Raw genomic sequence first — 24,243 nt, forward strand, 5'->3', positions numbered from 1 at the left:
CGATATATCGTGAATACGAGAAGACGCGATATGGCGCGTTGAGTCGGGGAGGTCTGCACCATGTCCGAGTGGTCCGTCGCGGAACCGAAGAAGCTCACCTTCGACGAGCCCGTGAGCGATCTGCATGTGCGACTCGTCAACGGAACGGTGAACGTGGTGGGCACCGACGAAGGTTCCGCCCGCCTGGAGATCTCCGAGATCGAGGGCCCACCCCTGGTGGTGACCCAGGAGGACGGCACCCTCACCGTGGCCTACGAGGACCTGCCCTGGAAGGGCTTCCTCAAGTGGCTGGACCGCAAGGGCTGGCGTCGCAGCGCGGTGGTCTCCCTGGCGGTCCCGGCCTCCACCCGGGTGGAGGTGGGGGTGGTCGGCGCGGCCGCCGTGGTCTCCGGGATCCAGGGACCGTCGGTGGTGAAGGGCGTCACGGGCGACACGACCCTGGTGGGGCTCTCCGGCCCGGTCCGCGCCGACACGGTCTCCGGCAGCCTGGAGGCCCAGGACGTGACCGGTGACCTCCGGTTCAACTCCGTCTCCGGCGACCTCACGGTGGTCGAGGGCTCCGGCCCCTCCGTGCGGGCCGAATCGGTCAGCGGCTCCATGATCATCGACCTCGACCCGGACGGCCCCACCGATGTGCGGCTGACCAGCGTCTCGGGCGAGATCGCGATCCGCCTGCCCTACCCGGCGGACGCGGAGGTCGAGGCCAACACCGCGAGCGGAGCGATCTCCAACACCTTCGACGGTCTGCGGGTACACGGCCAGTGGGGCGCCCACAAGATCACAGGCCGTCTCGGCGCGGGCAACGGCACGCTGCGGGCCACCACCGTCTCCGGCTCGATCGCCCTGCTGCGCCGCCCGGCCGGAGAGGACGAGGAGGAGCCCTGGGAGACGCACCCCGGCACGAGCGGCTCGCCGACGGACCCGCCGGCCGGCCCGCAGGGCGACTCGGGAGACAATTCCGTCTCCGGCCGGGGCGAGGGCGCCACCGGCGTCCCGGCCGACGGCACGACCGACAAGAAGGTGCTCTGACATGCCCCCCGTCTTCGCCCACGGCCGCCTCCGCCTCTACCTGCTGAAGCTGCTGGACGAGGCCCCCCGCCACGGCTACGAGGTGATCCGCCTCCTCGAGGAGCGCTTCCAGGGGCTGTACGCACCCTCGGCGGGCACGGTCTACCCGCGCCTGGCCAAGCTGGAGACCGAGGGCCTGGTCACCCACACCACCGAGGGCGGCCGCAAGGTCTACTCGATCACGGACGCCGGCCGGGCCGAACTGGCCGACCGCAGCGGCGAACTGGCCGATCTGGAACTGGAGATCCGGGAGTCGGTCGCCGAGCTGGCCGCCGAGATCCAGGCCGATGTGCGCGGAGCCGCGGGCGACCTGCGCCGCGAGATGCGCGCGGCGGCGACCGAGGCCCGCCGCGGCAACGGCGGCAAGACCTCCGGCGCGCAGGACACCCCCTTCGGGGACTTCACGGCCTACGGCGACAAGGAGGCCTGGCGCGTCGCCAAGGAGGAGATGCGGCGCGCCCGGCAGGAGTGGAAGGAACAGGCCCGCCGCGCCAAGGACGAGAGCCGCCGCGCCCGCGAGGACGCCCAGCGCGCCCGCCGCCAGGCCAAGGAGGCCCAGGAGCAGGCCCGGGCCCAGGCCCAGGAGCAGGTGCAGCACATCGCCCGCAAGGTCCAGGAGCAGGTGCAGGACCACTTCACCCGGGGCGACTGGCCGACGGGCCTGCGCGAGGGCTTGAGCGAACTGGTGAAGGAGGTCGGCGAGTTCGGAAAGGGCTACGGCAAGGACTTCGGCTTCGACTGGACGGGCACCGGCTCGGGGGCCGACACCCAGCGGCCGGCCCCCGAGCCGTCCCCGTCATCCCAGCCCCCCTCATCCCAGCCCCCCGCGGACTTCCCGGCCGCCTACGAACCGGCCTGGGCCCACGAGGACGCGGCGGACTCCACCGGCGACCCGGCCCGCGACCTGGACCGCCTGCTCGACCGCTTCCGGGACGACATCCGCGACGCGGCCCGCGACCACGGCGTCACCTCCGACCAACTCCGCGACGCCCGCCACCACCTGTCGACAGCGGCGGCCCACCTGGGAGCACTGCTGCGCTCGCCGAAGAAGTAGGCGGCCGGCAGGGAAGCCCCGTCACCCGGCCTTGGCCTCGCCACCGCCGTACAGCACCCGCACCAGGGACTCGTACGTCACCCCGTGGTCGGCGAGGACCTCGGCCGGCACGCCGGGGCGCATGGTCAGGGCCAGCAGGATGTGCTCATCACCGATATGCCGGTCCCGCTGGGCGAGAGCGACGCGCAAGGAGTGCTCCAGAACGCCCTTGGCACCCCGCCCGAACGAGGCCCGCCCGGACCACCACCCCTTGTCGCCGTGGTCACCGGACAGTGCGCCGACCCCGTGCACCTCCTCCACCCGGGCGACGATCTCCGCCACATCGATCCCCAGCCCGGCGAGCGCATCCGTATCCGCCTGCGAAAGCCCGGCCCGCCGCCGCGCCTGACGCAGCGCCTGACGCACGGACTCCCGCCGCTCCCCCAGCCCGAGAGCGGTCAGCGCGAAGGACCCGCGACTGCCCTCCCGGTCGAGCAGCGCCAGCAGCAGATGCTCCGGCTCCACACTCTGCCCGTCACCACCCTCCACGTACGCGAAGGCGCTCTTCACCACACCCCGGGCGTCTTTCGTGAACCGCTCGAACATCAATGCCTCCCGTACTTCTTGTGCACGGCCTGCCTGCTCACACCGAGTTCGGCGGCGATCTCCTGCCACGACCAGCCCTGATTGCGCGCATTGCGCACCTGTACGGCTTCCAACTGCTCCAGCAGCCTGCGCAGCGCGGCGACGGCCCGCAAGCCGACCCGTGGATCACGGTCACCCGCGCGCTCGGCCAGATCCGTTGCTTCGGTCATACCGTCAACCTACGTTGACACCCAACACTCGTCAACCCCAGTTGACAAACGAAAACGGCCGGCCCGTCCCGGACCGACCGCCAACGCCCCGCACGAAGCACCTCAGGAGTTCGTCAGCACGACCTTCCCGAACTGCTCACCCGAAGCCAGCCGCTCGAAGCCCTCACGCGCACGGTCCATGGGCAGCACCTCGTCGATCACGGGCCGCACACCGGTGGCGGCACAGAAGGCGAGCAGATCCTCCAGCTCGTCCTTGGTCCCCATCGTGGAGCCGACGACCTTGAGCTCGAGGAAGAAGATCCGGGTCAGCTCGGCGTGCGACGGCCGGTCACCACTCGTCGCACCGGAGATCACCAGCGCGCCCCCGGGCTTCAGCGACTTCACGGAGTGCGACCATGTCGCCGCCCCGACCGTCTCGATCACCGCGTCGACCCGCTGCGGCAGCCGCGCCCCGGCCTCCACCGCCTCCACGGCCCCCAGCTCCACGGCCCGCTTCCGCTTGGCCTCGTCCCGGCTGGTGGCGAAGACCCGCAGCCCCGCAGCCTTCCCCAGCACGATGGCGGCCGTGGCGACACCGCCACCGGCCCCCTGCACCAGCACGGAGTCGCCGGGCCGGACCCCCGCGTTGGTGAACAGCATCCGATACGCGGTCAGCCACGCCGTCGGCAGACAAGCGGCCTCCTCGAAGGAGAGCTCCTTGGGCTTGGGCAGGATGTTCCAGGTCGGCACGGCGACCTGCTCCGCGAACGTGCCCTGATACCGCTCGGTGAGGATGGAACGGGGCTCGTTCGGCCCCACCCCGTGCCCGGTCTGTCCGATCACGGAATGCAGGACGACCTCGTTGCCGTCCTCGTCGACACCGGCGGCGTCACAGCCGAGGATCATCGGCAGCTTGTCCTCTGCGAGGCCGACGCCGCGCAGGGACCACAGGTCATGGTGGTTGAGGGAGGCGGCCTTGACCGTGACGGTACTCCAGCCGGGCCGGGCCTCGGGAGCCGGACGCTCTCCCAACTCCAGGCCGGTCAGCGGCTGGTCGCGGTCGATTCGGGCGGCATAGACAGCGAACATGACCTTGACGATAAGTTCCCCACCCAACCGTTGGAACCACCGCCACATGTGAGACACACCCTCTTGCCAGACGCACCACGTTGATGCCGGTGCCGGGTAGGTCCGCAACCCGGCGCAGCGGGGTGCCGCCGCGCCCACCCGTGCCGCCCCTAGCGGCACGCATGCCCGCAGCGGCGGCGGCAGGGCGGGCCCGCGGCTAGGCGGCGGGTGCGGGCCCGCGGCGACGGCCGGACGGCAGCTCAGCCGGGACGCGCCCGCACCCGCGTACGGCGAGAAGGGGACGTGTCGGGGGGTGTCCGCCCGCAGCGGTTGGCGCGTCAACGAACAGCTAGTCGGCGTCTGACCCCATCGCGCCGTTCCGAGGACGGACACCCCCCGGCGCGGCCCCGACCCACCACCGGCGAGATGGCGCTACCCGCACAGGCGCCGCAGGCACCCCCACCACCCAAACAGCCGCACCAGCAAAAGAAATGACCCCGCCCAACCCGGACGGGGCCACATCACCGCAACGTCACGTCACGTCAGCGCCGAGCCACACCCTCAGCCCGCGCAGCCGCAGCCACAGCCGCCGTAACCGCCGGCGCGACCCGCTCGTCGAACGGCGACGGAATGACGTAGTCGGCGGCGAGATCGTCCCCGACCACCGACGCCAGCGCCTCGGCAGCCGCCAGCTTCATCCCCTCCGTGATCCGAGAGGCCCGCACCTGCAGCGCCCCCGCGAAGATCCCCGGAAACGCCAGCACGTTGTTGATCTGGTTGGGGAAGTCCGACCGCCCGGTAGCCACCACGGACGCGTACTTGTGCGCGACCTCGGGATGCACCTCGGGGTTCGGGTTCGCCATGGCGAACACAAACGCACCCTTGGCCATGGAGGCGACCGCCGCCTCCGGCACCGTCCCCCCGGACACCCCGATGAACACATCGGCCCCGTCCAGCGCGGCCTCCAGCGGCCCGCTGATCCCCGCCTTGTTCGTGAACCCGGCCAGCTCCTGCTTCACCGCCGTGAGGTCGTCCCGGTCCGCCGACACGACACCCTTGCGGTCGGCGACCGCGACATCCCCGATCCCGGCCTCGACCAGCATCCGCGCGATGGCGACACCGGCCGCACCGGCGCCCGAGATGACCGCCCGCAGCTCCCCCAGCGACCGCTGGCTCAGCCGCGCAGCGTTCCGCAGGGCCGCCAGCGTCACCACGGCCGTACCGTGCTGGTCGTCGTGGAAGACGGGAATGTCCAGCCGCTCCTGCAGCTTCCGCTCGATCTCGAAGCACCGGGGCGCCGAGATGTCCTCCAGGTTGACCCCGCCGAACGAGGGCGCGAGCCGCACCACGGTCTCGACGATCTCGTCGACGTCCGTGCAGTTCAGCGCGATCGGAACCGCGTCCACGCCCCCGAACTGCTTGAACAGGATCGCCTTGCCCTCCATCACCGGGAGGGAGGCCTCGGGCCCGATGTCACCGAGTCCGAGCACGGCCGTACCGTCCGTCACGACGGCGACGACCGAGGACTTCCACGTGTAATCGTGGACGAGGTCCGGCTGCTCCGCGATCGCGCTGCACACCTTCGCGACCCCGGGCGTGTACGCCAGGGACAGGTCGTCCTTGTCACGGACCGGCACCGTGGCCTGCACGGCCATCTTGCCGCCGCGATGCAACGCGAACGCCGGGTCGAAGGAGTCGAGGGGCTCCGCACCGCCCTCGTGACCCGTATGGTCCGTCGTGCTTCCGCTGCGAGGATTGACGATCTCCGCTGCCACTTCGTTTTACCCCTTAAATCTTCATTGGTTTGAGGGTGGCCACTCCTGGTGAGGGGTGGGCGGGCACCGCGTACGGCCATGGTCGTGCTGTGTACGAGTTTCGTACGGGCACATACGCGACGGGCGCGCCGCACACGCGCCCTGAGCCCCGGATGAGGGGTGTAAAGACCCTTCTTACCGGACGGACGGCATCGACGACGAGTCCATAACGCGAAGGTCACATGCACGCGCTCCGACTCTTCGCCCAAAACCGGGACAAGGTCTGGACAAACCAGCGGCAACCGCTCAAGCGTCGGCGAAGCCCACGGCCCCCGTACCGAAATCCCGGGATTCGCCGAAGATCTTCCGGCCGGAAGGAAAGATTCCAACAGAAGGTCCGGCCGTGATGTACCGGAGTGGTGCGGTTCGGGGGTCGCCCGTTATCCGATTTTGACATGGATGGCGCCCAGAATGCCGCAGTCCGAATGGCAAGATGCCGTAATCACACGAGGTCGCGACACTCGAAGGCGTGTGCTCTCGTCGACCTATGGCACTGCTGTACCAGCAGACGCCGGCCCCATCGGCAACTCCACCCATCCGCCGGAGGAACCCACCATGACCGCAAGCTCCACCCGTCGTACGACCGCCGCGCACTCCCGGCTAGCAGCGGTCGGTGCGATCGCGGTCGCAGGCGCGCTGCTGCTCACCGGATGCGGTGACCAGACCCAGGACAACGGCTCGGACAGCGACACGGCGGCCTCGGCCCCGCTCGCCGACAAGCTGCCGAAGTCCATCCGTGACAAGGGCGTCATCAAGGTCGGTTCGGACATCGCCTACGCCCCGGTCGAGTTCAAGGACAACGCGGGCAAGACGGTCGGTATCGACCCGGACCTCGCCGCCGCCATGGGCAAGCAGCTCGGGGTCGACTTCGAGTTCGAGAACGGCACCTTCGACACGCTGATCACGGGCCTGCGCTCCAAGCGGTACGACATCGCCATGTCCGCGATGACCGACACCAAGGACCGCCAGGAGGGCATCGACTCCGACACCGGCAAGAAGGTCGGTGAGGGCGTCGACTTCGTCGACTACTTCACCGCCGGTGTCTCGATCTACACCAAGAAGGGCGATGACCAGGGCATCAAGACCTGGTCCGACCTGTGCGGCAAGAAGATCGTGCTGCAGCGCGGCACGGTCTCCGAGGACCTCGCCAAGGCGGAGTCGAAGAAGTGCCCGGCCGGCAAGAAGATCGCCATCGAGCCCTTCGACAACGACCAGCAGGCCCAGACCCGTCTGCGCGCGGGCGGCGCGGCCGCCGGTTCGTCCGACTTCCCGGTCGCCGCGTACGCGGTAAAGACCTCGGGCGGCGGCAAGGACTTCCAGCTGGTCGGCGAGCAGGTCGAGGCCGCTCCGTACGGCATCGCGGTCGCCAAGAACCAGACGGAGCTGCGTGACGCGCTCAAGGCCGCGCTGGACGCGATCATCGACAACGGTGAGTACGAGAAGATCATGAAGAAGTGGGGCGTCACGGACGGCTCCATCGACGAAGCCACCATCAACGGCGGCAAGTGACCGCGCCCCAGCGGCACTGAAAGGCAACACCCGTGACTGTTGACATCGACAAGACGCCGGCCGACACGCCCCCGGCCGGGCCGGAGGCCATCAAGGCCATCCCGGTCCGGCACTACGGGCGGTACGTCTCCGCCGTCGTCGCCCTCGCCCTGCTGGGCGGCATCGTCTACGCGTTCTCCCAGGGCAAGATCAACTGGGACGCGATCCCGGACTACTTCTTCGACGACCGCATCCTGGACGGCGTGGGCAAGACGCTCCTGCTGACCGTCCTGTCCATGGCGATCGGCATCATCGGCGGCGTCCTGCTGGCCGTGATGCGCCTGTCGAAGAACCCGGTGACCTCGTCGATCGCGTGGTTCTACATCTGGTTCTTCCGCGGCACCCCGGTCCTGGTCCAGCTCATCGTCTGGTTCAACCTGGGCCTGGTCTTCGAGTACATCAACCTCGGGCCGTTCTACAAGGACGAGTGGTCGGACTTCATGACCCCGTTCCTGACGGCACTGCTGGGCCTCGGCCTCAACGAGGCGGCCTACATGGCGGAGATCTGCCGTGCCGGTCTGCTCTCGGTCGACGAGGGCCAGACGGAGGCGTCGCACGCGCTCGGCATGAGCCACACCAAGACGCTGCGCCGGATCGTCATCCCGCAGGCGATGCGCGTGATCGTGCCGCCGACGGGCAACGAGGTCATCAACATGCTGAAGACGACCTCGCTGGTCTCGGTCGTCCAGTATCCCGAGCTGCTCCGCGCCGCCCAGGACATCGGACAGACCTCCGGCGCCCCCGCCGAGATGCTGTTCCTGGCGGCGGCCTGGTACCTGCTGCTGACCTCGATCTTCAGCGTGGGCCAGTACTACCTGGAGCGCTACTACGCGCGTGGTTCGAGCCGGTCGCTCCCGGCCACCCCCTTCCAGAAGATCAAGGCGAACGTGCTGTCCCTGTCCAGCCGCTCCAAGCCGAAGGGAGGCACCGCATGACCGCCATGGTCAAGGCCGAGGGCGTCCACAAGTCCTTCGGCCCCGTTGAAGTCCTCAAGGGCATCGACCTGGAGGTGAAGTCCGGCGAGGTGTTCTGCCTCATCGGCCCCTCCGGCTCCGGCAAGTCGACCTTCCTGAGGTGCATCAACCACCTGGAGAAGATCAACGCCGGCCGTCTGTACGTGGACGGTGAGCTGGTCGGCTACCGCCAGAAGGGCGACAAGCTCTACGAGCTCAAGGACAGCGAGGTCGCGGTCAAGCGCCGGGACATCGGCATGGTCTTCCAGCGCTTCAACCTGTTCCCGCACATGACGGCCGTCGAGAACGTCATGGAGGCACCGGTCCAGGTCAAGGGCGTGAGCAGGAGCCAGGCCCGCAGCCGCGCCCAAGAGCTGCTGGACCGGGTGGGCCTGGCCGACAAGGCGGGCAACTACCCCTCCCAGCTCTCCGGCGGCCAGCAGCAGCGTGTCGCCATCGCCCGGGCCCTCGCCATGGACCCGAAGCTGATGCTGTTCGACGAGCCGACCTCGGCGCTCGACCCGGAGCTGGTCGGTGACGTCCTGGACGTCATGCGCGACCTCGCCGAGTCGGGCATGACGATGATCGTCGTCACCCACGAGATGGGCTTCGCCCGCGAGGTGGGCGACAGCCTGGTCTTCATGGACGGCGGTGTGGTGGTCGAATCCGGTCACCCGCGCGAGGTGCTGACCAACCCGCAGCACGAGCGGACGAAGTCGTTCCTGTCCAAGGTGCTCTGAGGAAACGCACACCGAGGGGGCGGTACGGATCTCCGTACCGCCCCCTTCGCGTGGTCCGCGTCCGGTTACTTCAGGGCGAGCAGCAGGGTGTCCGAGGGCGAGCACCACACCGGCCTGGCCTCGCCGAACCCCTTCTCGCGCAGCACGCGCGCGTGCCAGGCAGCCGAGGGCATGTCACCGTCGGCGTGTTCGCCGTAGATCTCGTAGCGCCGGGCCGTGGGCTCGGCGAGAACCGGGTCCTTGGCGGCGAGCTGCCACCATTCGGACCAGTCGAGGACGCCGTCCCGCTTGGCCTGATCCATACGGGCGTGCCGCAGCGCGCTCTCGGCCGCGTTGATCCGGGGCGTCGACTCGTCGATCATGTGATCCGCGTTCATGAAGACACCGCCGTCGCGGACGACTCCCGCGACCTGGCCGTAGAGGTTCGCGAGGGGTTCCCGGTGCAGCCAGTGCAGGGCCGTCGCGGTCAGGACGGCGTCGTACGCGTCGTACGGCAGCCTCGCCGGCCAGTCGGGGTCCTTGAGGTCGGCGGTGACGAGGCCGACCCGGTCGTCGTCCGCGAAGGTGCCCTCGGCGATGGCGAGGAGCGCCGGGTCGAGGTCGACGCCGGTGCTGGTGGCGTCGGGGAACCGGGCGAGCAGCCGGGCGGTGATGCTGCCCGTGCCGCAGGCGAGGTCGAGCACGCGCGGGGCGGTGCCCACCAGGGCCTCGACCATGTCGAGCATGATCTCGAACCGCTGCTCGCGGTCGGGCAGGTACCACTCCTGCTGCCGGTCCCAGCTCTCCTGCCAGGCACGCCAGTCGGTGGTGGCCGTCGTGGTGTCGGAGTCCGTCATCGAGCCCCTCCCTCGTAATACCCTGGAAGCACCATCAGCTGTTACAAGTGCGCGCTCACGACAATAAAGCCCCTCCGTAAGGACTACAAGTGGAACTGGCCTATTACTCGGACTATGCCGTGCGCCTCGTCAACACCGAGGAACCGGTCCGGGGCAAGGACACGCTGACGTCGGTCGAGGCCGTCCGCGACCTGTTCGGCGCCAGCCAGTCGGCGGCCCGTCGCGCCACCGACTCGGACGTGACGCGGTTCCGCTCGATCCGGGCCCGGCTGCGCGCGGTCTTCGAGGCGGCCGACACCGGCGACGAGACCCTGGCCGTCGACCTGCTGAACTCCCTCCTCCTGGAGTTCCCGGTGAGCCCGCAGATCTCCGGGCACGACTTCCGCGACGACGACGGCCGCCCCCTGTGGCACATGCATCTGGCGGACCACCCGTCCAACGCCACTGCCGGCTACGCGGCGATCGCGGCGATGGGCCTGGCGTTCCATCTGACCGAGTACGGCGTGGACCGGCTCGGCCTGTGCGAGGCCGCGCCCTGTCGCAACGCCTACCTGGACACCTCCACGAACCGCTCCCGGCGCTACTGCTCCGACCGCTGCGCGACCCGCGCCAACGTGGCGGCCTACCGCGCCCGCAAACGCCGCGAGGCCGCCCTGCCCGACCTGTCGGAGAAGACGGGCCTGGCGGCCGACAACACCCAGCCGAGCAGCGCCCACGGCGAACGCCCGGTCCCGCGCGGCCGGTAGCGGAAGCGGACCCGCCCCAGCACCAGGTCGTCCGGCACGACGCCGTAGTCGGTGCTGTCACCACCTGCGTACGCGTTGTCCCCGAGCACCCACCAGCCGCTCTCACGCCGCTGGGCGACCCGCTTCACCACGAGCAGGTCCTGCTGGAAGGGATGCCGCAGTACGACGACGTCACCGGGCCTGACCCGGGTCCCGTAGTGCACCAGGAGCAGGTCCCCGTGGTACAGCGTGGGCACCATGGACGGCCCGGTCACCTCGGCGACGCCGAAGGGCGCGGCCGACCTCCCCCGCTCGGACTCCTGCGACAGCTCCGGCATCACCCGGCACCTCCCCGGTTCTTCTCCACCAGTCTCAGTCTCACCCCGGACTTTCGTCCTAAGCCCACGGGGGCACTCGCGAAAACCCGTCCGCCACGGAGTAATGTCCCCTGTGAGAAGACGATCACGAGGGAGGAATGCTCCATGCTTTCCCGCCTGTTTGCCCCCAAGGTCAAGGTCAGCGCTCACTGCGACCTGCCCTGCGGTGTGTACGACCCTGCCCAGGCCCGCATCGAGGCGGAGTCGGTCAAGGCTGTCCAGGAGAAGATGGCCGGAAACGACGACCCGCACTTCCAGGCGCGCGCCACCGTCATCAAGGAGCAGCGCGCGGAGCTCGCCAAGCACCACGTGTCCGTGCTCTGGAGCGACTACTTCAAGCCCCCGCACTTCGAGAAGTACCCGGAGCTGCACCAGCTGGTCAACGACGCCCTCAAGGCCCTCTCGGCCGCCAAGGGCTCGACCGACCCGGCGACCGGCCAGAAGGCTCTGGACTACATCGCCCAGATCGACAAGATCTTCTGGGAGACCAAGAAGGCCTGAAGTCCATGGGCCACGCGAAGGGGCCCTGCCGGGTGTACCGGTCGGGCCCCTTCGTCGTACGTACGGGTCACTCGTAGCCGTGGGTCAGTGGAACTGAGGCACGATCAGTGAGATCCCGTACGCCACCACCGCCGCGCAGGTGAGGAAGCACAGGGCGGCCTGGGTGAGTCCGAGGGCGGGGGTGCCGCCCGGTTGTTCGCGGGCGCCCTCCAGGCGCGCGAGGCCGAGGACGCCGAAGGCGAACAGGACGACCACGGCGACGGTGGCGCCGACGCTCACCGCGGCGACCTGGCCGAGCGCGGTCCAGTCCAGATGCATGTCGACTCCCCGTCGTTCAGGCTGCCGTGCCGACCTTGGCGGGCGGCTCGGTGCGGATGCTGACCTCGTGCGCGTCGTTGACGTTGTGCGCGTGTACCGGGTTGCGGCGCGAGACGGCCACGATGCCCGCGGCCAGGGCCGCGCCGACCAGTGCGACGACCGCCGTACCGAGGTCGCCGCCGTTCTGGACGACGCTCGCGGCCAGGCCCCCGACCAGCGCGGCGGCGGGCAGGGTGACCATCCAGGCGATCACCATCCGGCCCGCGACGCCCCAGCGGACCTCCGCGAGCCTGCGGCCGAGCCCCGCGCCGAGGATGCTGCCCGAGGCGACCTGGGTGGTGGACAGGGCGAAGCCGAGGTGGGCGGAGGTGAGGATGACGGTGGTGGAGGCGGTCTCGGCGGCGAAGCCCTGCGGGGACTGGATCTCGGTGAGGCCCTTGCCCATGGTGCGGATGATCCGCCAGCCGCCGAGGTAGGTGCCGAGGCCGATGGCGAGGCCGGCGGAGGCGATGACCCACAGGGGCGGGCCGGCGTCGTGGCCGAGCGCGCCGGCCGAGATGAGGGTGAGGGTGATGACGCCCATGGTCTTCTGCGCGTCGTTCGTGCCGTGGGCGAGGGAGACCAGCGAGGCGGAGGCGATCTGGCCGATCCGGAAGCCCTTGGTGACGGACTCCTTGCGGGCGCGGTCGGTGAGCCGGTAGGCGAGGTAGGTGGCGATCAGCGCGGCGACACCGGCCACGAGCGGCGAGGCCACCGCCGGGACGAGCACCTTCTCGACGACCTTGTCGAAGTTGACGCCGTGGCTGCCCGCCCCGACCCACACGGCCCCGATGAGCCCGCCGAACAGGGCGTGCGAGGAGCTCGACGGCAGTCCGACGAGCCAGGTCAGCAGGTTCCACAGGATCGCCCCGACCAGTCCCGCGAAGATCATCCCCGGGCTGACGAGGGTGTCGTCCACGATGCCGCCCGAGATGGTTCTGGCCACCTCGGTGGAGAGAAAGGCACCGGCGACATTGAGGACACCGCTGATCAGGACCGCAGTACGGGGAGCCAGCGCGCCGGTGGCGATGGACGTGGCCATCGCGTTCGCCGTGTCGTGGAATCCGTTGGTGAAGTCGAAGGCGAGCGCCGTGACGATGACGACCGCCACGAGGAACGTGATGTGGTCCATTCCTGAATGCAAACAAGCGCGGCCCCATGCGCGGGGAACGGCGAGGCAAAGGCTGGTCAAGGTTCACGCAGGTGGCCGTGACGGGACCCCTCTACGATCGCGCCCATGAGGATCCGCTGGACATACGCCTTCGCCGACCGGCCTCGCGAGACCTTCGGGACCGCATGTGACTTCTGGACGGCCGTCACGGACACGCGACTTTCCGAACTCCGCGGGCAGCACTCCGAGTTCGTGACCCTGCTCCCCGACGGCGCCGACGCCTACGTCAAGGCCCAGGCGGTGCGGTCGGGGGACGGCGGGGCGCATCTCGACTTCTGCGTGGACGACGTGGCGGGGTTCAGGGACTCGGCGGTGCGGCTCGGGGCGAGCGTGGTGTTGGACCTCGGGTCGCTCGTCGTGCTGCGTTCGCCCGGCGGGCAGTTGTTCTGCGGGGACCCGTGGCGCGGCCAGTCGTCGCGCCCGGGTGTGGTGCGCGGCAGCCGGCTCGACCAGGTGTGCCTGGACGTACCGCCGTCGTCGTACGACGCCGAAGTCGCCTTCTGGAGCGGCCTGCTGGACGGCTGGGTGTCGCGTCCCGGCGCGCTCCCGGAGTTCCATGTGGTCGAGCCGCCTCCCGGCCTGCCCGTCCGGCTGCTTCTGCAACGCCTCGGCGAGGAGCGCCCGGCCTCCGCCCACTTCGACCTCGCTTGTACGGACGTCGGCGCCACCCGGGCGTGGCACGAGAAACTCGGGGCCGTACACGTGGCCGACCGCTCCGGCTGGTCGGTGATGCGCGACCCGGCGGGCGGCACGTACTGCCTGACGACCCGGGATCCGGAGACGGGCGGGCGGCGCCGCTAGTCGGCCTCCGCATACGACGCGTACGCGCACGCCACATCGGCGACGCCCTCCGGCGTCGGGCAGGGCGGCAGGCTCGGCATCTCGTCGGGATTCGCCTCTTCCCAGACGTACGGCCCCTGAGGCTCCGTCGAGTCCTGCATCCACAAGGTCAGCCCACCCGCGACGACCACGGCAAGCGCCCACACGATGACCACCCAGCGCCACACCCCGCGACGCCCCTCCCCCGTCATGCCCATGCCTGACACGCTAGTCCCTCAACCGCGCCGCCCGCGCCTGGAGATAGCGCTGCTCGGGCAGGCTGAGGGTCTGGGCGGCCGCCGACTCGTAGGCGACCCGGGCGGCTTCGGGCTCGCCCGCGCGTTCAAGGAGGTGCGCGCGTACGGCGTCCAGGCGGTGGCCTTTCAACGTGCCCGGCAACGCGTCCAGTTCGGCCAGGCCGGCGCGCGGGCCGTGGACCATCGCGACGGCCACCGCGCGGTTGAGGCGTTCGACCGGCCCGGGGAGCAGGTCGACGAGGACGTCGTACAGGCCCAGGATCTCGGCCCAGTCCGTCGCCTCGGGCGAAGGCGCCTCGTCGTGCACGGCGGCGATCGCGGCCCGCAGTTGGTACGGCCCGGGCCTGCCCCGGGACAGCGCCCGGGTCACCAGCGCGACACCCTCCTCGATGGCAGCCTTGTCCCAGCGGTCGCGGTCCTGCTCGTCGAGGGGGATCAGCTCCCCGCCCGGTCCGGTGCGCTCATCGCGCCGGGCGTCGGTGAGCAGCAGCAGCGCGAGCAGCCCGGCCACCTCGCGGTCGTCGGGGAGCAGCCGGTGGACCGTACGGGTCAGCCGTACGGCCTCGCCCGCCAGGTCGGGGCGCTGCAGGGCCGTGCCTGAAGTGGCGGTGTAGCCCTCATTGAAGATCAGATAGAGGGTCTGCAGAACGGACGGCAGCCGCTGCTCCCAGCGGTCCGGGCGGCCGAAGCGCACGCCCCGCACCCTCTGCTTGGCCCGGCTGATGCGCTGCGCCATCGTCGCCTCCGGGACCAGATACGCACGGGCGATCTCCGCCGTGGTCAGACCGCCGACGGCACGCAGCGTGAGCGCGATCTGGGCGGACGGGGTGAGGTCCGGATGGCAGCACAGGATGAGCAGCGAGAGGGTGTCGTCCTCACGGGGAGCCCGCTCCCCCGGCGGCGGGGCGGTGAAGGCGTCGCGGGGCGTGAGCGCCGCCGCCCGTTCCTCGCGCTGTCGCCGGGCCTCCTCACTGCGCAGGGCGTCGGTCAGCCGCCGCGAGGCCACCTTGATCAGCCAGCCGCGCGGATTGCCGGGCACGCCCGCTTCAGGCCACTGCCCGGCCGCCGCGAGCAGCGCCTCCTGTACGGCGTCCTCGGCGGCGTCGAAGTGCCCGTACCGTCTGACCAGCGCGCCGAGGACCTGCGGCGCGTTCCGGCGCAGCAGGTCCTCGACCTCGGGTGTGTTCCTCACCGGCGGGTCCGTCGGCCTCGCACGGGCCGGCTCGTCAGATGTCCCCGCTGCCGTCCATGATCGGGCGGATCACGACCGGGTAGTCGGGGGCACCGGCCGGCTGGGGGCAGCGGGAGATGCGGTCGGCGATCTCCGTGACCCGCTCCAGGCTCTCGCACTCCAGGACCCAGTAGCCGGCCAGCAGCTCCTTGGTCTCGCTGTACGGGCCGTCGGTGATCACGGCCTTGCCGTCGTCACCGAGGGTGACATGCCGGGTCTGCGCCGGCTCGGCCAGGCCCTGCCCGTCGACGAACTCGCCGGTCTCGGAGAGATCGTCGTTGATGGCCCCCATGTAGGCGAACATCGCCTGCAGCTCGTCCTCGTTCCAGGCGGGCGATTCCGCTGACGCCTTGCCGCGCATGGCCTCGTAGTCCGCCTGTGTGCCCTGCACCATGACCAGGTACTTCATCAGTCCGCTCCTTCGGCTCTCACCACCCTTCCGGGCGGCTCTCACAGGGGACGTCGGAGCCGGGCCGGGATTCTCGACACGAGCTCAGGAGCTTTCCGAGACGGTTTCTCCGGGGGTCGTCGCGGGTGGAGTCGTGGCGGTTGGGGTCGTCGCGGGTGGGGTCGTCGCGGGTGGGGCGGTGTCATCGGCGGGCCGGGGGGCCGCTTCGGGCCGTGCTTCCCCGGCGGGCCGCGTGTCCTCGGCGGCGGGGCCGCTGTCCGCGCCCTCCGCGTCCTGGACCCCGCACCGGGGGTTGTGGCAGGGGCCCGCCACCCACAGGGGGACCCATGCGCCCAGCGTCTTGTGGCGCCGGACGACTGTTTCGACTGGCTGTCCGCAGGTCGGACAGACGTGTTCGTCTCTGCCCATGCCCTCAGAGTAGGACGGTCGGGGGCTCAGCGCTTCCTGCTGTACGAGCGCACCAGCACGCCGTTGCCGAACGTACGCACGGACTCCAGGGCGAACTCCGAGATCGCGAACGCTTCCCCGAACATGGGCATGCCCGAGCCGTACACCAGCGGGTAGGTCTTGATCACGACCTCGTCGATCTCGTCGAGCAGCTCGCCCGCGACCTTCGATCCGCCGCACAGGTAGATGCCGAGCTCGCCGTCCTCGGCCTTCAGGTCCCGGACCTTGCCCACCAGGTCTTCCGCGATGATCTCGACGTTCGGGTCGGGCGACTCCTTCAGCGTGCCGGAGGCGACGTACTCGCGCAGGTGCGCGTAGGGGCTGGTGATGCCCTCCGCCAGGGCGAGGTCGTAGCTGCCCCGGCCCTGAACGACGGTGTCGAACCGCCGGTTCGGCAGGTCGTCGATACCGAGGGCCCGGCGGCCGTGGGTCGCCACGGTCTCCGGATACTCCGACGTCAGGAAGCCGAGGAACTCCTCGTCGAGGAAACGCATCATCGCTGTCGCGTCGCCGTCCGGGTCCCCGATGAAGCCGTCGATGGAACAGGCGATGAAGTACGTGAGCTTTCGCAAGCCGGTCTCTTTTCGTAGGCCGCCGGTTGAATAACTTCAGTTATAGTACTCCCCCTGTAGTGGTTGCAAGGTGATTTTCGCGAGCCGTCGAAAGTGGGAGAAGTAACTCCGCATGGCCGGCAATCCCGGGCGCCGGGCCGTGCTCGTCGACGCCGGTGTCGAGGTGCCGGACTGCCCGGCGGCGACGAGTCCGTCACCGTGCCCTATCTGGCCATGCTCGGACTGCTCTTGGAGCACCTGCCCCTGCCGGGCGTCCTGGAGGGCGTACTGCCCGGGGTGCGGGAGCAGGGGTAGGGCCTGGGCAGGACCAAGGCCGGGCCAGACCGGGAAATCAAGGTCGGGTCGAAGCCGGCCATCGGGATCGCGAAGGCAGGCCCTAAGAGCCCGCGCCCGTGCGCGGCTCCCGCCACATCGGCCACATGGCCGGGCCGTCCGGGAGGTCGAGGACCTGACCGGCGACCTCGAAGCCGAGGCGCTCGTACAACGTGCGACTGCGCGCGCTGCTGGCCTCCAGATAGGCGGACAGCCCCTCGCGGTCGCAACGATCGAGGACCGACTCGATGAGCGCGGTGCCGAGCCCCTCGCCCTGACGGCCGGGGGCGACACCGATCATCCACAGGTACTCGTGGGCCCGCCCCGAGGGATGGATGGCGGCGGTCAGCCGGCCGATCAGCTCGATGCGCTCGTTGTCCGGGTCGACGGCCGCCCGCACCTGGGCCGGACCGTCGTCGTCCTCGGGGTCACCGTCATGGTCGTCGGCCGGCATGGACAGCCAGAGCGCGCAGGCCGAGCCGTCCTCGGTGACGTCGATACGCCCCGCCTCGAGCACGATGTCGGTGAAGGCGGCCATCAGCCCGGGGTGGCGTTCACGACGGTCCTCCGCACCGGGGAAGACCCAACCGCTCACGGGGTCGTCCTGGAACGCCTCGTCCAGCAGCCGGACGACCGTCTCCCGGTCCGCCTCGCCCGCCGTACGGATCGCCACGCCCATGCCCCGCCCCTTCGATCGTCCCGACGGGCGTTGATCGTAAGGGGGTTGAGGGCCGTCCGGGGCAGGCGGGGCGGCAGCTTGGCGGAATCCAGTCGAACGTCTGTCCAAACTCGGTCGTGTGATGCGTGAGAAGGGGCGGGCCCCGCACACCGTGGGGCAGTGCGGGACCCGCCGACCGGAGGCCGCAAGCCGTGCGGGGTCAGGAGCCGCACGGCCCCGACGCTCCGGGGTCCTGCCTTCGGTCGCCCGAAGGGTCATGCTGTGCTGCAGGCCGCCGGCCCCTGCATCCGGCAGACCGACTGTCGGCCGTCGACCGCTGCCGACGGTCGACCACTGCCGGCGGTCGACCGCCAAAGCCGTCAACCACCGCGGGCCGTCAAGGGTCACCGAACATCAACTACTGCGCCGTGTCACGAACTCGGCGAGGGCCAGCAGACCGCCCGCCGCCTCCGGATCCGGCACCGCGCGCGCTAGCTGCTGCATCGCCCGCGCCATCCGGTCGGCCGCCTGGCCCTGCGCCCAGTCACGGCCACCCGCGCGCTCCACGGTCAGGGCGATGTGGTCCAGGTCCTCCTTCTCGCAAGGCCGTGCGTACAGTTCGGCCAGCTCGGCGGCCGCCGGCGTACCGGAGGTGAAGGCCGCGACGACCGGCAGTGACTTCTTGCGGGCGGCCAGGTCCGCACCGACGGGCTTGCCGGTGCGGTGCGGGTCGCCCCATATACCGATGACGTCGTCGATGAGCTGGAAGGCGAGCCCGGCCTCACGGCCGAACGCGTCCAGCGCCGCCACATCCCCGTCCCCGGCGCCCGCGTACAGGCCCCCGATCGCACAGGCACTCCCCAGCAGTGCGCCCGTCTTGGCCTTCGCCATGGCGAGCACCTCCTCGAGGGTGACGTCGCCGGGGTCGCACCGCTCCATGGCCGTGTCCGCGTGCTGCCCCGCGCACAGTTCGACCACGCAGTCCGCGAGCCGGACCGCCGCGGCCCGGGCCGCCGGGTGCGGATCCGTCGCCAGCAGTCGCAGGGCGAGCGCCTGCAGCGCGTCCCCGCCGAGGATCGCGTCGGCGTCTCCGAACACGGTCCACGCGGTGGGCCGGTGCCGACGGGTGGCATCCCGGTCCATCACGTCGTCGTGCAACAACGTGAAGTTGTGGACAAGCTCCACCGCCGCGGCCGCCCGGACCGCCCCCGCCCGTGCCTCGGGCCCCCCGAGAGCGGACGCCGCGGCCAGGACGAGCGCGGGGCGGATCGCCTTGCCCGAGCCGCCCTCGGACGGTGTTCCGTCCGCCTCCTCCCAGCCGAAGTGGTAGAGCGCGATCCGGCGCATCGGCCCGGGCAGCGAGTCGAGCGCGGCCCGCAGCACCGGGTCGACCTCCGCCCGGGCCCGCTCCAGGAGCATGACCGCCTCGTGCCCCTCGGCCGGTACGGGCCGGCCGTCCCGCTGCGTCCCGATGGACCCCCGCCTTTCCGGCACTCCGGCCGCGCCCCGAAGCTCGGCACCTCGCTGCTCACCCGGGGCGGCACGCTGCTCATCACGGGCGGCTCGCTGCTCACCAGGGGCGGGCAGCGTCGCCTCCGTCCTGAACTCCGTAAGGGACTCACCCATGGGACCGCCTCGGAGTATGAGCGGACGGTGGCGCTTCCGCTGCCGCTGGGCGCGTACCCCCAGGGTGTACCCGCCCGGGCGGACAGGGACACGGCCGATGCACCGGGAGCGTCACCGCCAGCGGCCGATCTCGACGTTCTCCAGGACTCCGAGCGCGTCCGGTACCAGCACCGCGGCCGAGTAGTAGGCCGTGACCAGGTACTTGATGATGGCCTGTTCATTGATGCCCATGAAGCGCACCGACAGACTCGGCTCGATCTCGTCCGGGATGCCGGAGGCCCGCAGCCCGATGACACCCTGGTCGGCCTCGCCGGTACGCATGGCGATGATCGACGTCGTACGGGCCTCGGTCACCGGGATCTTGTTGCACGGGTAGATCGGCACACCGCGCCAGGTGGGGATGCGGTTGCCGCCGACGTCGATGGTCTCGGGCACCAGCCCGCGCTTGTTGAGCTCACGCCCGAACGCGGCGATCGCACGCGGGTGGGCGAGGAGCAGTTTGGTGCCCCGGCGCCTGCTGAGCAGCTCGTCCATGTCGTCCGGGCTGGGCACACCGTCGTGCGGCTGGATCCGCTGCTCGTACTCGCAGTTGTGCAGGAGCCCGAAGTCGCGGTTGTTGACGAGCTCGTGCTCCTGGCGCTCCTTCAGCGCCTCGACCGTCAGCCGGATCTGCTGCTCGGTCTGGTTCATGGGCTGGTTGTAGAGGTCGGCCACGCGCGTGTGCATGCGCAGCACGGTCTGGGCGACGCTCAGTTCGTACTCGCGGGGACTGGCCTCGTAGTCGACGAAGGTGTGCGGGATGTCCGGCTCGCCGGAGTGGCCGGAGGAGACGTCGATCTCCTTCTCGCCGTACTTGTTGGAGCGCTGCTCGGGGATCGCGCGGCTCTGGTGCAGGTGTTCGCGCAGCGAGTCCGAGCGCTCCGCGATCTGCGCGAACTCCTGTCGGGGCAGCACCAGCACGGTGCACGCGGTGAGCGCGCGGGCCGTGTACTCCCAGATCGCGTCCTCGTCCAGCAGGGCGTCCTCACCGAAGTAGGCGCCGTCGGCGAGGACTCCGAGGGACTCGTCGTCCCCGTACGGTCCCGTGCCGACCTTCTCCACCCTGCCGTGCGCCAGCAGGTACACCTCGTCGGACGGGCTGCCGAACGAGGCGATCACCTCGCCCGCCCGGATCTCCCGCTGCTCGCAGCGACGGGCGATCTCGGAGAGCACCTCCTGGTCCTCGTACGACCGCAGCGCCGGCAGTTCGCCCAGCTCCGCGGGGATGATCTCGACGCGGTCGCCGGTCTTCACGAACGTCACCCGGCCGTCGCCGACGGCGAAGGTCAGCCGCCGGTTCACCCGGTACGTACCGCCCTGGATGTCCACCCAGGGCAGCGTCCGCAGCAGCCAGCGGGAGCTGATCTCCTGCATCTGCGGCACGGACTTGGTCGTGGTGGCCAGGTTCCGCGCGGCCGCCGTGCCGAGACTCTGCTGCGGCTTGGTCTCCTCCGTGCGGACCTCTTCGCCTACCGACATAGAGAACTGCCCTCCCGGTTATGCCCAACGCCCATATGCCTCGGGCATCGATGTCCACGGGCAAGCCTTCCTCACTCAGCGTCGCGGTGCTATTACCCGAAAGAGGGGGAATGGATCTTCGTATCACTGGGCAGAGGAGGCCCTTTTTGGACTTCGAAGGTGCCGTGGCCCGAGCCGGGCCGGGTGGCGACAACCCGTGGAAAGCTGTCGCTCACGCCCCTGGGGAGCGGGCCTGCCGGGATCTAGCGTGATGAGCCGTTCCCGTCCCGGCTCCAGAAACGGCCCCATCGATGCAGTACATCGCGCCGATCGGCATCGGCATCCTCTACGCCCTGCTGATGTCCCTGGTCCGCGAACCGCACCGGCGGCGCCTGAACGCGGTGATGGTCGCGGGCGCCGGTGCCGCGTATCTCAGCGGCGGTGGCATGGGCGGCTGGGAGTTCCCCTTCACCGCGCTGGTCACCTACGTCGCCTTCCGCGGTCTGGAGTCGTGGACGTGGATCGGCGTCGGCTGGCTGCTGCACACGGCGTGGGACCTCGTCCACCACGTCAAGGGCGCCCCGATCATCCCGTTCCTCCACACCTCGTCCCTGGGCTGCGCGATCTGCGACCCGGTGATCGCGCTCTGGTGCCTGCGAGGCGGACCCTCGCTCGTCGAGTTCGTGCGTGGCCGACGCCGCCCCGAGGGTTCCGAGCCGACACCGACAACGACGGCCGGCTGACGGAGCGGGCCGACGGCCGGGCCGCCTTCGCCCCGAGTCACAATGACGGGGTGACCAGCCCCGACGCCCCCGACGCGCCCGGCCTCGCGGCCCTGCGCCCCCGGCTGCCCTCGCCGGTGCGGGAAGTCGTCGACGACCGGTTCGAGCGCCGGGGCGTCCGGCTGCTGCTGAAGCGGGACGATCTGATCCACCCGGAGCTGATCGGCAACAAGTGGCGCAAGCTGGCGCCGAACCTCGCGGCGGCGGCCGGTCGCCCCGTCGTCACCTTCGGCGGCGCCTACTCCAACCACCTGCGCGCCACGGCCGCGGCCGGGCGCCTGCTCGGCATTCCCACGGTCGGCGTCGTACGCGGCGACGAACTGGCCGGCCGCCCCCTCAACCCCTCCCTCGCACGGTGTGCGGCCGACGGCATGCGGCTGCACTTCGCGGACAGGACGACGTACCGCCGCAAGTCGGAGCCGGAGGCCCTGGCCGGCATCCTTCGCGCGGCTGACGCCGAGGGCGCCTACGTCGTCCCCGAGGGCGGCAGCAACGCCGAGGCCGTACGCGGATGCCGGGCGCTCGGCGAAGAACTGCGCGACCGGGCCGATGTCGTGGCCGTGGCCTGCGGCACCGGAGGCACGCTGGCCGGACTGGCCGCCGGGCTCGCTCCCGCGCAGCGCGCTCTGGGCGTGCCGGTCCTCAAGGGCGGCTTCCTGACCGCCGAGACCGAGGCCCTGCAGCGGCAGGCCTTCGGCGGCCCGCGCGGCTCCTGGAGCCTCGACGACCGCTTCCACTTCGGCGGCTACGCGCGCGTGCCCGACGAGCTCGACGCCTTCGCCGCGAACTTCGAACGCCGTCACGGCCTGCCTGTCGAACGCCTGTATGTGGCCAAGCTGCTCTACGGCCTCGTCGCCCTGGCCGACGAAGGCGCCTTCCCGCGCGGGACGACGGTGGCGGCCGTCATCACCGGCCGCCCCTTCCCGTGACGGCCGGCAGCGCCTCGTCACACCCGACCCGGCCTCCGGCAGCAGGGCAGCCTCTCCTGACGCCCACAGCGACTCCTCGCCGTCCCTACGCCGCCTCCCGGAAGGCCGCCGCCTCCTCCAGGTCCAGCCTGCGCAGCAGGGTCCGCAGCATCTCGTCGTCGATGTACCGGCCGTCCCTGAGTCTGACGAACACCTCGCGCTCGGCGCTGATCATCTCCCGCGACAGCCGCCGGTAGGTGTCGTCGACGGACTCCCCGGTGACCGGGTTGGCCTGCCCGAGCCGTTCCCAGACGGCGTTGCGGCGGCGCTCCAGGACGATGCGCAGCCGGTCGGCGAGCGGGGCGGGCAGGGCGTTGCGCTCGTCGGCGAGGAGTTCGTCCAGGCGCCGCTCGGCGGCCCGGGAGGCCTGCGCCTGGGCGTTCGCCTCGGCGAGCGTCTCGGCCTGGACGTCCCGTCCGGGGACCTTCAGCAGCCGGATCAGCGGGGGCAGGGTCAGGCCCTGCACGACCAGGGTGGCGATGACCGTCGTGAAGGTCAGGAAGAGGATCAGGTTGCGGTGCGGGAAGGGCACCTCGCCGTCGTGCATGGTCAGCGGGATGGAGAAGGCGATGGCCAGCGAGACCACCCCCCGCATACCGGCCCACGCGACGATGAACGGCCCCTTCCAGGTCAGGCTCGCCTCCCTCTCCCGGATCCGGGCCGACAGCAGCCGGGGCAGGAAGGCCGCCGGGTACACCCAGACGAACCGGGCCGCGACGACCACCAGGAACACGACGAGCGCGTACCAGGCGGCTTCGGCGCCCTCGTACTGTCCGAGGCCCTTCAGGACCACCGGAAGCTGCAGTCCGATCAGCGCGAACACCGCCGACTCCAGGACGAAGGCCACCATCTTCCACACCGCCTCCTCCTGGAGGCGCGTGGCGAAATCGACCTCCCACGCGCGGTGTCCCAGGTAGAGCGCGACGACCACGACCGCGAGGACACCGGAGGCGTGCACCTGCTCGGCGACGGCGTAGGCGACGAACGGGATCAGCAAGGAGAGCGTGTTCTGCAGCAGCGCCTCCTTCACGTGCGTGCGCAGCCAGTGGATCGGCGCCATCAGCAGCAGCCCGACGACGACACCGCCGACCGCCGCGAGCAGGAACTCGCCGATACCCCCGGCCCAGGTCGCGCCCTCACCGATGGCGGCCGCGAGGGCCACCCGGTAGGCGGTGATCGCGGTGGCGTCGTTCAGCAGGGACTCGCCCTGGAGGATCGTGGTGATCCGGGACGGCAGCCCGACCCGGCGTGCCACCGCCGTCGCCGCGACGGCGTCCGGCGGCGCCACCACCGCGCCGAAGACCAGGGCCGCGGTCAGCGGCAGGTCGGGCACGATCAGGTACAGGGCCCAGCCGACGACGAAGGTCGCGAAGAGCACGTAGCCGACGGACAGCATCGCGACCGGCCTGAGCTGGGCTCTCAGGTCGAGGTAGGAGCTGTCGGTGGCGGCCGTGTACAGCAGCGGAGGCAGGATGAGCGGCAGGACGATGTGCGGGTCGAGCGTGTACTCGGGCACCCCGGGGACGTAGCTGACCGCCAGCCCGATCGCCACCAGCAGCAGCGGCGCCGGCACCGGGGTGCGCCGCGCGGCCGCCGCGATCGCGGCACTGCCCGCCACCAGCAACAGCAGTGGCATCACGTCCATCGTTCTCGCCCGCCCTCTTTTTTCCGCGCGGTCTT

General features: G+C 70.6%; 26 protein-coding genes and 2 pseudogenes. 11 read left to right on the plus strand and 17 right to left on the minus strand.

The window, feature by feature from the left end; all coding sequences use genetic code 11:
• The first annotated feature begins 60 nt into the window (after window positions 1-60).
• Both NNW99_RS11260 and NNW99_RS11265 read left to right on the plus strand, forming a co-directional pair.
• The gene (locus NNW99_RS11260; RefSeq protein ID WP_215118569.1) at window positions 61-1,029 is read left to right on the plus strand and encodes a DUF4097 family beta strand repeat-containing protein; all 969 of its coding nucleotides are present in this window, start codon (window positions 61-63) and stop codon (window positions 1,027-1,029) included.
• Between the two features lies 1 nt (window position 1,030).
• On the plus strand, window positions 1,031-2,122 hold the full coding sequence (locus tag NNW99_RS11265; protein ID WP_215118570.1) for a PadR family transcriptional regulator: 1,092 nt from the start codon (window positions 1,031-1,033) through the stop codon (window positions 2,120-2,122).
• 21 nt (window positions 2,123-2,143) lie between these two features.
• Here the strand turns inward: NNW99_RS11265 and NNW99_RS11270 are convergent, their stop codons facing one another.
• The 4 genes from NNW99_RS11270 to NNW99_RS11285 all read right to left on the minus strand — a co-directional run bounded on the left by NNW99_RS11270 (window position 2,144) and on the right by NNW99_RS11285 (window position 5,738).
• Window positions 2,144-2,707: a Clp protease N-terminal domain-containing protein gene (locus NNW99_RS11270; protein ID WP_215118571.1), complete on the minus strand. Its 564-nt coding sequence runs from the start codon at window positions 2,705-2,707 to the stop codon at window positions 2,144-2,146.
• Window positions 2,707-2,916, minus strand: coding sequence for an HTH domain-containing protein (locus tag NNW99_RS11275; RefSeq protein WP_004925761.1), 210 nt, complete (start codon window positions 2,914-2,916; stop codon window positions 2,707-2,709). The genes NNW99_RS11270 and NNW99_RS11275 overlap by 1 nt, the downstream gene beginning before the upstream one ends.
• Before the next feature lie 102 nt (window positions 2,917-3,018).
• Entirely contained in the window at window positions 3,019-3,984 is a 966-nt protein-coding gene (locus NNW99_RS11280) for a zinc-binding dehydrogenase (RefSeq protein WP_215118572.1), read from the minus strand.
• A 521-nt stretch (window positions 3,985-4,505) separates the two neighbouring features.
• On the minus strand, window positions 4,506-5,738 hold the full coding sequence (locus NNW99_RS11285) for an NADP-dependent malic enzyme (protein ID WP_215118573.1): 1,233 nt from the start codon (window positions 5,736-5,738) through the stop codon (window positions 4,506-4,508).
• Window positions 5,739-6,332: 594 nt separating this feature from the next.
• Here NNW99_RS11285 and NNW99_RS11290 point away from each other — a divergent pair.
• Genes NNW99_RS11290 through NNW99_RS11300 form a run of 3 tightly spaced genes read left to right on the plus strand, consistent with a single transcriptional unit; the run spans window position 6,333 to window position 9,018 of the window.
• Window positions 6,333-7,286 carry an ABC transporter substrate-binding protein gene (locus NNW99_RS11290; RefSeq protein ID WP_215118574.1) on the plus strand — a complete coding sequence of 318 codons (954 nt, stop codon included), beginning with the start codon at window positions 6,333-6,335 and terminating at the stop codon, window positions 7,284-7,286.
• Window positions 7,287-7,318: 32 nt separating this feature from the next.
• Entirely contained in the window at window positions 7,319-8,260 is a 942-nt protein-coding gene (locus NNW99_RS11295; RefSeq protein WP_215118575.1) for an amino acid ABC transporter permease, read from the plus strand.
• On the plus strand, window positions 8,257-9,018 hold the full coding sequence (locus NNW99_RS11300) for an amino acid ABC transporter ATP-binding protein (protein ID WP_285439950.1): 762 nt from the start codon (window positions 8,257-8,259) through the stop codon (window positions 9,016-9,018). Before NNW99_RS11295 ends, NNW99_RS11300 begins: the two co-directional genes overlap by 4 nt.
• Before the next feature lie 65 nt (window positions 9,019-9,083).
• On the opposite strand, the gene NNW99_RS11305 is transcribed toward NNW99_RS11300, so the two are convergent.
• Window positions 9,084-9,854, minus strand: coding sequence for a class I SAM-dependent methyltransferase (locus NNW99_RS11305; protein ID WP_215118576.1), 771 nt, complete (start codon window positions 9,852-9,854; stop codon window positions 9,084-9,086).
• 89 nt (window positions 9,855-9,943) lie between these two features.
• Between NNW99_RS11305 and NNW99_RS11310 the strand changes: the two genes are divergently transcribed.
• The gene (locus tag NNW99_RS11310; RefSeq protein WP_251057761.1) at window positions 9,944-10,600 is read left to right on the plus strand and encodes an ABATE domain-containing protein; all 657 of its coding nucleotides are present in this window, start codon (window positions 9,944-9,946) and stop codon (window positions 10,598-10,600) included.
• Between the two features lie 65 nt (window positions 10,601-10,665).
• Here the strand turns inward: NNW99_RS11310 and sodX are convergent.
• Window positions 10,666-10,917 (minus strand): annotated as a pseudogene (gene sodX / locus NNW99_RS11315) (nickel-type superoxide dismutase maturation protease); the annotation flags it as partial.
• A 144-nt stretch (window positions 10,918-11,061) separates the two neighbouring features.
• Between sodX and sodN the strand changes: the two are divergent.
• The gene (gene sodN / locus NNW99_RS11320) at window positions 11,062-11,457 is read left to right on the plus strand and encodes a superoxide dismutase, Ni (protein WP_030928916.1); all 396 of its coding nucleotides are present in this window, start codon (window positions 11,062-11,064) and stop codon (window positions 11,455-11,457) included.
• 84 nt (window positions 11,458-11,541) lie between these two features.
• On the opposite strand, the gene NNW99_RS11325 is transcribed toward sodN, so the two are convergent.
• Window positions 11,542-11,775 (minus strand): hypothetical protein, encoded by a 234-nt coding sequence (locus NNW99_RS11325; RefSeq protein ID WP_215118578.1) that lies wholly within the window; start codon window positions 11,773-11,775, stop codon window positions 11,542-11,544.
• Window positions 11,776-11,791: 16 nt separating this feature from the next.
• Window positions 11,792-12,946, minus strand: a complete 1,155-nt coding sequence (locus NNW99_RS11330; protein ID WP_215118579.1) for an inorganic phosphate transporter — start codon at window positions 12,944-12,946, stop codon at window positions 11,792-11,794.
• A gap of 105 nt (window positions 12,947-13,051) precedes the next feature.
• Here NNW99_RS11330 and NNW99_RS11335 point away from each other — a divergent pair, with 105 nt between their 5' ends.
• Entirely contained in the window at window positions 13,052-13,786 is a 735-nt protein-coding gene (locus NNW99_RS11335; protein ID WP_215118580.1) for a VOC family protein, read from the plus strand.
• Here the strand turns inward: NNW99_RS11335 and NNW99_RS11340 are convergent.
• The 5 genes from NNW99_RS11340 to NNW99_RS11355 form a co-directional block, all read right to left on the minus strand.
• A complete protein-coding gene (locus tag NNW99_RS11340; RefSeq protein WP_215118581.1) occupies window positions 13,783-14,022 on the minus strand; it encodes a hypothetical protein in 240 nt (79 codons plus the stop codon). The two genes, NNW99_RS11335 and NNW99_RS11340, sit on opposite strands and share 4 nt — an antisense overlap.
• Window positions 14,023-14,032: 10 nt before the next feature.
• The gene (locus NNW99_RS11345) at window positions 14,033-15,253 is read right to left on the minus strand and encodes an RNA polymerase sigma factor (RefSeq protein WP_215118582.1); all 1,221 of its coding nucleotides are present in this window, start codon (window positions 15,251-15,253) and stop codon (window positions 14,033-14,035) included.
• Between the two features lie 34 nt (window positions 15,254-15,287).
• On the minus strand, window positions 15,288-15,701 hold the full coding sequence (locus NNW99_RS11350; protein WP_215118583.1) for a YciI family protein: 414 nt from the start codon (window positions 15,699-15,701) through the stop codon (window positions 15,288-15,290).
• An 84-nt stretch (window positions 15,702-15,785) separates the two neighbouring features.
• Entirely contained in the window at window positions 15,786-16,109 is a 324-nt protein-coding gene (locus NNW99_RS39105; RefSeq protein WP_370869130.1) for a hypothetical protein, read from the minus strand.
• Window positions 16,110-16,135: 26 nt separating this feature from the next.
• Complete coding sequence (locus NNW99_RS11355; RefSeq protein ID WP_215118584.1) at window positions 16,136-16,720, minus strand: dihydrofolate reductase family protein; 585 nt, start codon at window positions 16,718-16,720, stop codon at window positions 16,136-16,138.
• A 159-nt stretch (window positions 16,721-16,879) separates the two neighbouring features.
• On the opposite strand from NNW99_RS11355, the pseudogene NNW99_RS11360 reads away from it, so the two are divergent.
• Window positions 16,880-17,014 (plus strand): annotated as a pseudogene (locus NNW99_RS11360) (TetR/AcrR family transcriptional regulator); the annotation flags it as partial.
• Window positions 17,015-17,096: 82 nt separating this feature from the next.
• Here the strand turns inward: NNW99_RS11360 and NNW99_RS11365 are convergent.
• The 3 genes from NNW99_RS11365 to NNW99_RS11375 form a co-directional block, all read right to left on the minus strand.
• Entirely contained in the window at window positions 17,097-17,711 is a 615-nt protein-coding gene (locus NNW99_RS11365; RefSeq protein ID WP_215118585.1) for a GNAT family N-acetyltransferase, read from the minus strand.
• Between the two features lie 393 nt (window positions 17,712-18,104).
• The gene (locus NNW99_RS11370; protein WP_215118586.1) at window positions 18,105-19,316 is read right to left on the minus strand and encodes a family 2 encapsulin nanocompartment cargo protein polyprenyl transferase; all 1,212 of its coding nucleotides are present in this window, start codon (window positions 19,314-19,316) and stop codon (window positions 18,105-18,107) included.
• 111 nt (window positions 19,317-19,427) lie between these two features.
• A complete protein-coding gene (locus tag NNW99_RS11375; protein ID WP_215118587.1) occupies window positions 19,428-20,834 on the minus strand; it encodes a family 2B encapsulin nanocompartment shell protein in 1,407 nt (468 codons plus the stop codon).
• Window positions 20,835-21,124: 290 nt separating this feature from the next.
• Here NNW99_RS11375 and NNW99_RS11380 point away from each other — a divergent pair, with 290 nt between their 5' ends.
• On the plus strand, window positions 21,125-21,556 hold the full coding sequence (locus tag NNW99_RS11380) for a DUF6010 family protein (protein ID WP_215118588.1): 432 nt from the start codon (window positions 21,125-21,127) through the stop codon (window positions 21,554-21,556).
• Window positions 21,557-21,606: 50 nt separating this feature from the next.
• The gene (locus tag NNW99_RS11385; RefSeq protein WP_215118589.1) at window positions 21,607-22,524 is read left to right on the plus strand and encodes a 1-aminocyclopropane-1-carboxylate deaminase/D-cysteine desulfhydrase; all 918 of its coding nucleotides are present in this window, start codon (window positions 21,607-21,609) and stop codon (window positions 22,522-22,524) included.
• A gap of 85 nt (window positions 22,525-22,609) precedes the next feature.
• Here NNW99_RS11385 and NNW99_RS11390 read toward each other — a convergent pair whose 3' ends face one another.
• Window positions 22,610-24,208, minus strand: coding sequence for a Na+/H+ antiporter (locus tag NNW99_RS11390; protein WP_215118590.1), 1,599 nt, complete (start codon window positions 24,206-24,208; stop codon window positions 22,610-22,612).
• Window positions 24,209-24,243 lie beyond the last annotated feature (35 nt).

The organism is Streptomyces sp. CRCS-T-1, assembly GCF_024442335.1.
GTDB lineage: Bacteria > Actinomycetota > Actinomycetes > Streptomycetales > Streptomycetaceae > Streptomyces > Streptomyces koelreuteriae.

What these genes read in the sequence shown, in the direction of transcription:
- NNW99_RS11260 (WP_215118569.1), top strand. Translation starts at nt 61, where the DNA reads ATGTCCGAGTGGTCCGTCGCGGAACCGAAGAAGCTCACCTTCGACGAG.
- NNW99_RS11265 (WP_215118570.1), top strand. Translation starts at nt 1,031, where the DNA reads ATGCCCCCCGTCTTCGCCCACGGCCGCCTCCGCCTCTACCTGCTGAAG.
- NNW99_RS11270 (WP_215118571.1), bottom strand. Translation starts at nt 2,707, where the DNA reads ATGTTCGAGCGGTTCACGAAAGACGCCCGGGGTGTGGTGAAGAGCGCC.
- NNW99_RS11275 (WP_004925761.1), bottom strand. Translation starts at nt 2,916, where the DNA reads ATGACCGAAGCAACGGATCTGGCCGAGCGCGCGGGTGACCGTGATCCA.
- NNW99_RS11280 (WP_215118572.1), bottom strand. Translation starts at nt 3,984, where the DNA reads ATGTTCGCTGTCTATGCCGCCCGAATCGACCGCGACCAGCCGCTGACC.
- NNW99_RS11290 (WP_215118574.1), top strand. Translation starts at nt 6,333, where the DNA reads ATGACCGCAAGCTCCACCCGTCGTACGACCGCCGCGCACTCCCGGCTA.
- NNW99_RS11300 (WP_285439950.1), top strand. Translation starts at nt 8,257, where the DNA reads ATGACCGCCATGGTCAAGGCCGAGGGCGTCCACAAGTCCTTCGGCCCC.
- NNW99_RS11305 (WP_215118576.1), bottom strand. Translation starts at nt 9,854, where the DNA reads ATGACGGACTCCGACACCACGACGGCCACCACCGACTGGCGTGCCTGG.
- sodN (WP_030928916.1), top strand. Translation starts at nt 11,062, where the DNA reads ATGCTTTCCCGCCTGTTTGCCCCCAAGGTCAAGGTCAGCGCTCACTGC.
- NNW99_RS11325 (WP_215118578.1), bottom strand. Translation starts at nt 11,775, where the DNA reads ATGCATCTGGACTGGACCGCGCTCGGCCAGGTCGCCGCGGTGAGCGTC.
- NNW99_RS11330 (WP_215118579.1), bottom strand. Translation starts at nt 12,946, where the DNA reads ATGGACCACATCACGTTCCTCGTGGCGGTCGTCATCGTCACGGCGCTC.
- NNW99_RS11335 (WP_215118580.1), top strand. Translation starts at nt 13,052, where the DNA reads ATGAGGATCCGCTGGACATACGCCTTCGCCGACCGGCCTCGCGAGACC.
- NNW99_RS11340 (WP_215118581.1), bottom strand. Translation starts at nt 14,022, where the DNA reads ATGGGCATGACGGGGGAGGGGCGTCGCGGGGTGTGGCGCTGGGTGGTC.
- NNW99_RS11350 (WP_215118583.1), bottom strand. Translation starts at nt 15,701, where the DNA reads ATGAAGTACCTGGTCATGGTGCAGGGCACACAGGCGGACTACGAGGCC.
- NNW99_RS39105 (WP_370869130.1), bottom strand. Translation starts at nt 16,109, where the DNA reads ATGGGCAGAGACGAACACGTCTGTCCGACCTGCGGACAGCCAGTCGAA.
- NNW99_RS11365 (WP_215118585.1), bottom strand. Translation starts at nt 17,711, where the DNA reads ATGGGCGTGGCGATCCGTACGGCGGGCGAGGCGGACCGGGAGACGGTC.
- NNW99_RS11370 (WP_215118586.1), bottom strand. Translation starts at nt 19,316, where the DNA reads ATGGGTGAGTCCCTTACGGAGTTCAGGACGGAGGCGACGCTGCCCGCC.
- NNW99_RS11375 (WP_215118587.1), bottom strand. Translation starts at nt 20,834, where the DNA reads ATGTCGGTAGGCGAAGAGGTCCGCACGGAGGAGACCAAGCCGCAGCAG.
- NNW99_RS11380 (WP_215118588.1), top strand. Translation starts at nt 21,125, where the DNA reads ATGCAGTACATCGCGCCGATCGGCATCGGCATCCTCTACGCCCTGCTG.
- NNW99_RS11390 (WP_215118590.1), bottom strand. Translation starts at nt 24,208, where the DNA reads ATGGACGTGATGCCACTGCTGTTGCTGGTGGCGGGCAGTGCCGCGATC.